Here is a 2,908-nt window from a genome sequence, read left to right as displayed (position 1 = left end):
TTTGATATTTAATATTTGATATTTATTTGTTGTCTCCCTCAAATCCTATTTTGCAGAACCCTATACACTATTTTAACCTTTATGCTAGATTAAGACACCACCACTATTTAGCCATCTTTACCCTATTCCTTTCATCCACATTTATCACTTTAGGTATGTAATTTTTTGCTTCTTCATCGGTCATTAAAGCATATGAAATGATGATGATAAGGTCTCCTTGTTGTCCCCAGCGAGCGGCGGCACCATTTAAGCAAATTTTACCCGCGCCTTTTTCTCCCGGCATTACATAAGTTTCCACCCGTGAACCATTATTTAAGTTGACTATCTGGACGCGTTCATGTGGCATAATATCTGCGGCGATAAGTAATTCTTCATCAATAGTAATACTACCCATATAATGTAAATTAGTTTCGGTAATCGTCACTCGATGAATTTTAGATTTACAAATTGTTCTTAACATCTTTTTACCTAGTGGTGGGCCGTGCTGGACTCGAACCAGCCGCACCCGGCTTAAAAGGCCGGTGCTCTACCAGATGAGCTAACGGCCCACAAAAAAAGAGTCCAAAAGAATTGTCTGGTCGCGTTGAGGGCCTACGGAGATAAACTTAAATTTAACCTCGATAATTTCATTAATTCGTGCTAAATAATCCTTTAATTGTTCTGGTAAATCATTATAAGAGCGAATATGACTTATTTCTTTCTGCCAGCCTGGTAATTCTTCATAAATTGGTTGGCACTCACGCAGGACTTTTAATGATTTTGGAAACTCTTTAATTATTTGGCCTTGATACTCATACCCAATACACATCTTTATTGTTTCCAGCTCATTTAAGACATCTAACTTAGTGATGGCTAAACTATCTATCCCATTAATTCTGACGGCATATTTTAAAGCAACTGTATCAAGCCAACCACATCTTCGTGGTCTATTAGTTGTGGCGCCGTATTCGCGCCCTTTTATTCTTATCGCCTCACCCAGTTCAGACGGCAGTTCTGTTGGAAATGGTCCTTCACCTACCCGGGTTGAATAGGCCTTCATCACGCCTATTACCCTGTCTATTTTAGTTGGTCCGACGCCTGTTCCCGTACACGCCCCGCCTGCCGTAGCATTAGATGAAGTTACATAAGGATAAGTTCCATGGTCAACATCAAGTAATGTCCCTTGTGCCCCTTCAAATAAAATGTTTTTGTCGTTTTTTATTGCCTCATTCAAAAAAAGACTTGTGTTTTTCACATACTTCTTAAGTTCCTTCGCATAGCCCAAATATTCATTTTTAATGCTGGTGAGGTCAAATTTATTTCCTTTCTGGACAAGATTTATTTGTAGTTTTTCCTCAAATATATCCTCATCAAATAAATCAATTACCTTTATTCCACATCGGTTAATCTTATCTGTATATGCCGGACCCACCCCACGACCTGTTGTCCCAATTTTATGAATCTTCTCTGAAGTCTCCTCGACACTCAAATGATACGGCATAATTAAATGTGTATCTTCGCTGATGTATAGGAGGTCATCATTAATCGCTACATTTCTTTCTTTAAGAGATTCTATTTCCTGGAAAAAAGCCTTTGGGTTAAAAACTACCCCTTGACCGATGATACATATTTTATCTGGATGCAATATCCCGGATGGAATGAGATGCAGAACGAACTTTTCACCATTAACAATAACGGTATGTCCAGCATTGTTACCTCCTTGATACCGAACGATAATATCTGCCTTTTCGCTCAAGAAATCAATTACCTTTCCTTTTCCCTCATCACCCCACTGGACACCAACAACAATTATATTTGACATATTTTTATTCCTTTATCTTTATTTTGTAAGTAATCCCACCTATTATCCTATCCTCTATTGTTGAAATAACATTGAGTAATGCCTCTTTTTTTTCCGAATTAATAGGTGGGGTAACCATTAATAAGACTGGTTTTGACTCTTTAGCCCGTAACTCAAAAGAGCCTTTTCCTAAAAAAGCCCCCCACTTGCCTGGTAAATTTTGAGTATCTAAAGTTAAATTAACTCTTGTCTTTACAGACAGGGGATTTTGGATTCTAAATTTTAAGATTACCGGCCTACCCGAATATGTATAAACAGTCCAAAAACTTCTATACGCCAGGTTGGACTCATTCACTGGTTCATTAGAAATAATTGGGTCATCAGCACTTTCTACCGCTACTCCATAAGACCAGCAATTTGCTTCATTAACATTCTCCCATGAGATAGAAGTAATGGTAGTTTCGCCTGCCTCTATATTTGAGATAACATTAGTCCCAATTAAAGCCCCCTCAGTGAATGAAAAATAAGTATTACCGCGATTAACATAGAATTTTACTTTTACATCTCTTGCCTCTGCGGTTCCAATGTTATGTATTCTGGCAAATAGTTTATTGGATTTCCCAATTTTTGCCATTTCATCAGGCTGACCATCACCATTATTATCCAGCCAAATATCAGGACTAATCCAAAAAAAATTATCTTTTGTAAAAGAAATTCCATCATCTCTAATGTTGTCTTTTATTAACAAATTTGGCAACGGTGCTACACAACCACTCATTAAAATAATTAAAGAAATTAAAGCGTATCTATATCTCATTTTTAATTCCATAAATATATTACCACAAACCTACCTTATCTGTCAACAAATTTTTGTGAGGGTGTTGAAAAAGTCGTTTTTTAGGAAAGGGGGTAGTTTTTGGGGGTGAATTTTCTAAAAACTGCAAAACTGCCTATCTCTTTGAATTTGAACATCTCCTTTTTATCCTTACTTTTTATTTTTCTTAATCTTTCTTTTTCCTCATCTCTCTTTTGAAGACTAACTAAATTTTTGCGTTTTTTTATAACAAATTGACAATTAAAGTATTAAGTATTATCTATTTCCTCCCGATATTAATTATAAAAGGGAGG

At 36.4% G+C, this 2,908-nt stretch carries 3 protein-coding genes and 1 tRNA gene; all 4 read right to left on the bottom strand.

All coding sequences use genetic code 11. The annotated features are described in order from the left end of the window. Positions 1 to 103: 103 nt before the first annotated feature. Positions 104 to 460 (bottom strand): aspartate 1-decarboxylase, encoded by a 357-nt coding sequence (gene panD, locus AB1422_18610; protein MEW6621312.1) that lies wholly within the window; start codon positions 458 to 460, stop codon positions 104 to 106. A gap of 12 nt (positions 461 to 472) precedes the next feature. Continuing rightward, a tRNA-Lys gene (locus AB1422_18605) sits at positions 473 to 548 on the bottom strand. Continuing rightward, the gene (locus AB1422_18600) at positions 539 to 1,801 is read right to left on the bottom strand and encodes an adenylosuccinate synthase (protein MEW6621311.1); all 1,263 of its coding nucleotides are present in this window, start codon (positions 1,799 to 1,801) and stop codon (positions 539 to 541) included. The genes AB1422_18605 and AB1422_18600 overlap by 10 nt, the downstream gene beginning before the upstream one ends. 4 nt (positions 1,802 to 1,805) lie before the next feature. After that, positions 1,806 to 2,609 carry a CARDB domain-containing protein gene (locus AB1422_18595; GenBank protein MEW6621310.1) on the bottom strand — a complete coding sequence of 268 codons (804 nt, stop codon included), beginning with the start codon at positions 2,607 to 2,609 and terminating at the stop codon, positions 1,806 to 1,808. Positions 2,610 to 2,908 lie beyond the last annotated feature (299 nt).

This window comes from bacterium (genome assembly GCA_040757115.1).
Taxonomy (GTDB): Bacteria; UBA9089; CG2-30-40-21; order CG2-30-40-21; family SBAY01; genus JBFLXS01.
The sequence above is the reverse complement of the archived record's forward strand: the minus strand, read 5'-3'. Positions and strand labels throughout refer to the sequence as shown.